Source organism: Saccharopolyspora sp. NPDC002686, from assembly GCF_040295745.1.
Lineage (GTDB): Bacteria > Actinomycetota > Actinomycetes > Mycobacteriales > Pseudonocardiaceae > Saccharopolyspora > Saccharopolyspora oryzae.
Window position 1 is genome coordinate 1 of record NZ_JBEOVY010000405.1, and the last position, 6437, is coordinate 6437.

General features: G+C 72.6%; 6 protein-coding genes. 3 read left to right on the plus strand and 3 right to left on the minus strand.

Annotated elements, in window-relative coordinates; all coding sequences use genetic code 11:
* Positions 1–981: sensor histidine kinase (locus ABTZ89_RS33870; protein WP_351052509.1), on the plus strand; the 981-nt coding region annotated here is incomplete at its 5' end.
* 4 nt (positions 982–985) lie between these two features.
* On the opposite strand, the gene ABTZ89_RS33875 is transcribed toward ABTZ89_RS33870, so the two are convergent.
* Genes ABTZ89_RS33875 through ABTZ89_RS33885 form a run of 3 tightly spaced genes read right to left on the minus strand, consistent with a single transcriptional unit; the run spans position 986 to position 3677 of the window.
* Positions 986–2449, minus strand: coding sequence for a hypothetical protein (locus tag ABTZ89_RS33875; protein ID WP_351052512.1), 1464 nt, complete (start codon positions 2447–2449; stop codon positions 986–988).
* A 14-nt stretch (positions 2450–2463) separates the two neighbouring features.
* A complete protein-coding gene (locus ABTZ89_RS33880) occupies positions 2464–3138 on the minus strand; it encodes a response regulator transcription factor (protein ID WP_270952317.1) in 675 nt (224 codons plus the stop codon).
* On the minus strand, positions 3129–3677 hold the full coding sequence (locus ABTZ89_RS33885; protein ID WP_351052515.1) for a histidine kinase: 549 nt from the start codon (positions 3675–3677) through the stop codon (positions 3129–3131). The genes ABTZ89_RS33880 and ABTZ89_RS33885 overlap by 10 nt, the downstream gene beginning before the upstream one ends.
* A 209-nt stretch (positions 3678–3886) precedes the next feature.
* Here ABTZ89_RS33885 and ABTZ89_RS33890 point away from each other — a divergent pair, with 209 nt between their 5' ends.
* Complete coding sequence (locus ABTZ89_RS33890) at positions 3887–5680, plus strand: Hsp70 family protein (RefSeq protein WP_351052518.1); 1794 nt, start codon at positions 3887–3889, stop codon at positions 5678–5680.
* A gap of 121 nt (positions 5681–5801) precedes the next feature.
* Positions 5802–6314 carry a sigma-70 family RNA polymerase sigma factor gene (locus ABTZ89_RS33895; protein WP_270952320.1) on the plus strand — a complete coding sequence of 171 codons (513 nt, stop codon included), beginning with the start codon at positions 5802–5804 and terminating at the stop codon, positions 6312–6314.
* The last annotated feature ends 123 nt before the right edge of the window (positions 6315–6437 follow it).

The following is a 6437-nucleotide window of genomic DNA, read 5'->3' on the forward strand; positions in this document are numbered from 1 at the left end:
GCTCGACGAGGTGATCGAGGCCGCCTCGGAGCAGACGGGCGCGTGATGCTGCGGAACCGCGAGCGGCGGGCAGCCGAGGCGATCACCGCGCAGCTGGCCCGAGGCGGACCTCCGGACCCGCGTGCGCTCGCCGAAGCCGTGGGTGGCGCCGTGGGCGCAACCGGTTGTGCGCTCGTCATCGGGGAGCAGCGGTTCCAGTGGGGCGACGGCGAGTCGTGGGTGGAGCAGGACGTCGAACACGGCGGCTCGGTGTGCGGAAAGCTCGCCCTGACACCGGAATCCGTCGGGACGCTGCCCGGCGTCGCTGCCGTGCTCGGCGCACCGGTCGCGATGATCGGGCTCGCTCGGGAGACCGATCGCCTGCGCCGCGTCGGCGACCGGGCCGCTCGTGCGCTGGTCGACGACCGGTGGCGGGCCGCCGCCGAGATGGAAGCCGAGCGCCGTCGGCTGGAGCGCGATCTGCACGACGGCGCGCAGCACCAGCTGGTCGCGCTGCGCATGTCCTTGGCGCTCGCCGAGCACGCGGGCGCCGGCAGCGAGCACGTCGCGAAACTAATGGCGCAGTTGGACGAAGCCGAGCGGGTGCTGGTCGAGACCGCCGCCGGGATCCTGCCCGACGTCCTCGCCTCCGAAGGCCTCGCAGCGGCGCTGCGCACCGAGCTGGACCGGCACGACACCGTCGCGCTCGACCTCTCGGGGCTGCGGCGCCGCTATCCGACGCCGGTCGAATCGGCCGTCTACTACATCCTCCTCGAAGCCGTGAACAACGCGCGAAAGCACGCGACGGGCGCGCACATCAGCGTCACCGCGTGGGACAGCTACGAGGGCCTGATGTTCTCCGTCGCCGACGACGGGCCGGGCTTCGACGCGTCCCTGGGCCTGCCCAACCTCACCGCGCGGGCCGAGTCGGTCGGCGGTGTCGTGGAGGTCCGCTCCGCGCCCGGCGCGGGCACCGCCGTCCGCGGCGTCGTCCCGCTCTGACCGTTCAGGACGGCGCGAGCAGGCCTTCCGCAGTGCGGACGAGCACCTCGCAGGCGGCGCGATCGCGTCTCCCGACCACCGGGTGCTCGGCGTGCGCGCGCCAACCGGACACCGCAGCTCGGGCTGCGACCAGCACGTCCTCGTCGGTTGCGTCGGCGGGCAGGCCCAGGCGGCTGCGCGGGTCGATGCCGTCGGCACCGAGCAGCCGGGCCGCAGCAGCGCTCGCGCCGCGCAGCACTCGGCCGTTCTCGAGCTCGTCGAGCAGGTCCAGTTCGGCGAACTCGTGCGCGTCGGCGGCCACCTGCTCGACGGCCCAGCGCAGCTCGTGGTCGGCGGGCAGCTTGCCGACGAGGTCGCGCATCGCCACCATCGCCCGGCGCGCGGCGATCACCGGGGCGTTCGCGGCGAGCGGGGGCGCGGTCAGCTGCTCCGCGATCGCCTCCCACTCCGGCGACCCGTCCTGGCCGCGCCGCACCAGGTCGCGCACCTTCCGGTAGATGGCACTGCGCTCCAGCTCAGCGGGGTCGACCGCGGGCGTGACCGGCTCGACCCGCTCCGGGAGCCGCACCGCGACGACGGTCGTGCCGTCGACGACCGCTTCCATCTCGCCGCCGAGCACCGCGAGCCGTTCCACGTCCTGGCTGAGCCGCAGGTCCACTTCGGCGGGTGCCTCGATCCTGGCCCGCAGCGCGTCGTCCCGGCTGAAGGTGACCGTCACCGGGTGGTCGGCCATGAGGTTCAGCACAGCCGAAACCGCGTGGTAGAAGCCGGATTCCAGCTGCCAACCGGCTCGACGACCGAGGTCGCCGGCGAAGGTCACCGGGCGCGGCAGGGTCGCCGCCAGCTCCTCCAGCGCCGCGCGCGGACCGCGGTCGGGCAGCATCGACGGGAACACCCCGCGCACCACCGACCGGAAGTCGTCGATCAGCTCCTCCAGCGCGTTCTCCGCCCCGGCGAGCCCCCGGCCTTCATCCGCGGCCCGCAGCGACGTGCGCACCTCGTCGAGATCGCGCAGGGTCGTCTCGGTGATCGCCCGGACCAGCCGGTGTCGTTCCAGGTCGCGGACCTGCGCGAGTCGCGCGCGGGCACTGCTCAGCTCCGCGGTCAGGCGCTGCGCCCGCAGGTCCGCTGCGGAGTGGTCGACGTGCAGGCGCGACAGTTGGACCGCCACCCCGAGCCAGGCCGCCGTGTCGCGCAGCAACGAGCGCGCCGCGTCGTCCCACTTGGTCGGCGCGATGAGGAACAGCGAACCGCCCGTCGATCCGACCGGCTCCTCCCCCACCGCGTCGGCGACACCGGACAACCCGGCAGGCCAGGACTCGACGACGACGTGGCTGCGCTCGGCCGGGACCGCGTGAACAGCCTTCCCACCAGTGCTTTCCGCCAGGTTGCGGACCAGGGCCGCGGCCAGCCGCTCCGGTGGTTCGGCGGCGGCGACCTCGTGCGGCGGCCGTCCCGCGGAGGACAACCAGCGCCGAACCCTCAACGCACCGACCCGTCGATCCGCTGCGCCTGGAGGTAGGCCAGCACGGCGAGCACGCGGCGGTGGTGCACGGTCGCGTCACCGGGCAGGCCGAGCTTGGTGAAGATCGAGGCGATGTTCTTCTCCACGGCCTTGGCCGAGATGAACAGCTCCTGCGCGATCGCGTTGTTGGCGCGGCCCTCGGCCATCAGCCGCAGCACGTCGGTCTCCCGCTCGGTGAGCTTGCCGATCGCGCCGTCGTCCTGACCCGCGCTGCCCTGCACCAACCGCCGGGCGAGCGCGGGTTCGATGACGATCTCACCTGCGGCGATCCGGTCCAGCGTGTCGCCGAGGACCTGCACCCCGGCGACGCGCTCCTTGAGCCGGTAGCCGATCCGCTCGGCGCCGATCTCCAGCACGCGCATCAGGTAGTGCGTCTCCGCGTAGTGCGACAGCAGCAGCAGCCCGATGTCCGGGTGCAGCGCGCGCACGCGCTCGGCCGCGACGAGCCCGCCGTTGGGGCCCGGCGGCATCCGGATGTCCAGGATCGCGACGTCGACCGGATCGGTGGCCACCGCGGCGATCAGCTGCTCGCCGTCGCTGAAGCAGCCCGCGACCTCGTGCCCGGCGGCTTCCAGCAGCAGCACCAGGCCTTCCCGGAACAGGGCACCGTCCTCGGCGATCGCTACGCGCACCGCAGCACCGCCCGGTGGGCGCGGCGGGCCTCGCCGCCTGGTTGCTGGTCGGTGATGCTCACCCGGATGATCCGACGTCCCTTCACGCGCACCCGCACCACGCTACCGGGCGACAAGGTGTGGAAGTGGTCGGCGATGAGCAGGCCGACCCGCGCCCTGGTCTGGGAACCGAGTTCGACCTGCGGCAGATCGAGGAGGAGCCGCAGGTCGCACCGCTCGGCGACGGCCCGCAGCCCGGGGCCGAGGCCGGCGCTGGCCAGCACCGGCGGGTAGATCCACGACTCGACGCTGCGCAGGTCGTCCAGGATCCCGTTGACCCGGCGCTGCGCCGTCTCGACCTGCCCCGCCACCGCTTCGTCGCGCGTTGTGTCGTAGATCATCCCCAGTTCCAGGGCCAGCGCCGAGATCTCGGCGACCGCGCCGTCGTGCAGCATCCGCTCCAGCCGGTAGCGCTGCCGCGCAGTGGCGCGGTCGGGCGGCCGGAGCGGTGTCGGCAGCACTGCCCCCGACCGGCGGATCCAACGAACGAAGCGGTGCACCGTTGCCAGCGTTGTCGACGACCGCCGCGACGACAAGGGTGCGACCCCTCGGCCGGGGTAGGGATATCCCTACCCCCGTGTCCCGAACTGCAACCAAGTCGCCTCGATGGATCAACCTGCGGCTTGCGCGGACAACCTAGATTCGGGTCGGATCGTCCAACCTGCGTGTGGTTGATTGGTAAGCAGCACCGGGTTTCACAGGAGGTGGCGTGTCGTACGCGATCGGGATCGACCTTGGCACGACGTTCACATCCGCGGCCGTCGGTGACGCTGCGGGGACGCGAATGGTGCCGTTGTCGCGGGAGATCGTCGTCCCGTCGCTGGCCTACCGCGCGCCGGACGGCACGCTGCTGACCGGCCTCGCCGCGGCGGAGAGCGAAGCCGACCCGGCGCGGCTCGGTCGCGGTTTCAAGCGCCGGCTCGGCGACCCGACGCCCCTGGTACTCGGCGGGTCCACCTACTCGCCGAGCGCGTTGATGGCCGCGCAGCTGCGGGACGTCCTGGACCGGGTCCGCGCCGACATGGGCGGGCCGCCCGGATCGGTGGTGCTGACCTGCCCGGCGATCTGGGGCCCCTACCGCCGCGAGCAGTTCGCCGAGGTGCCGAGGCTCGCCGGCATCGACGACGTGCGGGTCATCACCGAGCCGGAGGCCGCGGCCACGCACTACAGCCGCGAGCGGACGCTCGGCGAGGGCGAGGTCGTCGCGGTGTTCGACCTCGGCGGCGGCACGCTGGACACCACGGTGCTGCGGATGTGCGCCGACGGCATGGAGATCCTCGGCACGCCGGAGGGCGTCGAGCACCTCGGTGGCATGGACTTCGACGACGCGATGCTCGCTCTCGTCGACGAGCGGCTCGACGGCGAGATCAGCCGATTGGACCCCGCTGCGGCCGACGTTCTCGGGCAGATCCGGGCGTTGTGCGTGCGCGCGAAGATCGACCTGTCCACCGAGCCGGACGTGGCGCTGACCGTGCCGCTGCCGTCGGGGCCGCGCGAGCTGACGGTCACGCGCCGGGAGTTCGACGCGGCGATCCGGCCGTCGGTGGAGGTCGCGGTCGACGCGCTGCGCCGCACCGTGGCCTCGGCCGGGCTGCGCGGTGACGACCTGTCGGCGGTGCTGCTGGCGGGCGGGTCGTCGCGGGTTCCGCTGGTCACGCAGATGGTATTCGAGCAGTTCGACAAGCCGGTGCGGATGGCGCACCACCCGAAGTTCACCGTCGCGCTCGGCGCGGCCACGATCGGGACGCGCGCGCTCGCCCAGCCGCCCGCTTCGGTTCCGGAACCTCCGGCTCCTGAACCGAAGCGCCGGCGCTGGCTGGTTCCGGCTGTCGCGGCCGCTGTCGTGGGCGTCGCCGCGGTGGCCGGCGGGCTGTTCCTGTTCGGCGGCGGGCACGAGGCGAACACCGCAGCGGAAGCCCCGGCTTCGTCCCTTTCGGACGGTGCTGCGGCGCAGGCTCCCGGCCCGCTCATGGTGCTCGACGACGACACCGTCGATCCGTACCACGCCTACATCGCGTCGCAGGACAAGTGGGACGGCACCGAGGTCGTCGGGCACAACGCGAAGCACTCGGCGATCACCGCCAGCACCGGCGACGGGCTGCGCGTCGACTGGAAGGACGAATCCCCCGCCCAGGTCTACCTGCAGACCGGCAACAACACCCGCGACCTGTCGTCCTACGTGGACAGCCAGGGTGCGCTGGTGTTCGACGTGGTGGTGAACCGGCCGCTGGCCGGCTCGGCCACGATCGCCACGCACTGCGGCTACCCGTGCGGCGCTTCGCTGGAGGCCAGCGAGCTGTTCCGCGGCCTGCCGGTCGGCCAGCAGTCGAAGGTCGCCATCCCGCTGCGCTGCTTCACCGAGAAGGGCCTCGACCCGAAGCGGGTCAACACCTCGTTCCTGGTCTACGCGCAGGGCCCGTTCGACGCCACGTTCCGCAACATCGCCTGGGTCCCCGGCGCGGCCAACGGCCCGGACGTGACGCCCTGCTCGGCGCTGTCGTAGGGACATCCCTACCCCGGAACGCGGGGCATCCCCCGAAGTGGAGGGATAAGCCCACAGACCGCTGCGCTCCCGAACGCGAGGCTTGCCGTCGTAGGCAGCAGGCGAATCGGCGGGAGCGGAAATGCCCAGTGTTCAGCTCGAAGACGTGATGCGCGCCCACGGCGATGCCCTGCACTCGTACGTCACACGGCTCACCAACGGCGATCGGTTCGCCGCGGAGGACGTCGTGCAGGAGACGTGGGTGCGGGCCTGGCGGAACCTCGACCGCCTCACCGAGAACCTGGGCTCGGTCCGCGGCTGGCTCCTGCGGGTCGCGCACAACATCGCCGTCGACCAGCACCGGAGCCGCCGCGCCCGCCCCACCGAAGTCGGCCTCCCGGAACGGGACCTGGAGTACGCGGCGATCGCCCCCAGCGCCAACGACCAGGTCGAGACGAAGCTCGTCGTCCGGCAAATGCTCGAGAACCTCTCCCCCGTCCACCGGGCGACCGTCGTCGAGGTCTACTACGCGGACCGAACGGCGGCCTCAGCGGCCAAGGCCCTCGGAGTCCCCCCGGGCACGGTGAAGAGCCGCCTCCACAACGCCCTGCGGACGCTACGCGAAACCGTCCCGACCCAACCCATCGCAGCCTGACAGCGGCTTCCGCTTCGTGAGTGGTTTGGGGGGCCGAGGGGCCCCCAAACCACACCGTGACCCACCCCCCCCCCAAAACCCGGGGGACGGGCACCCCCGAGAGCCCGCGCGAAACCGGCGCGC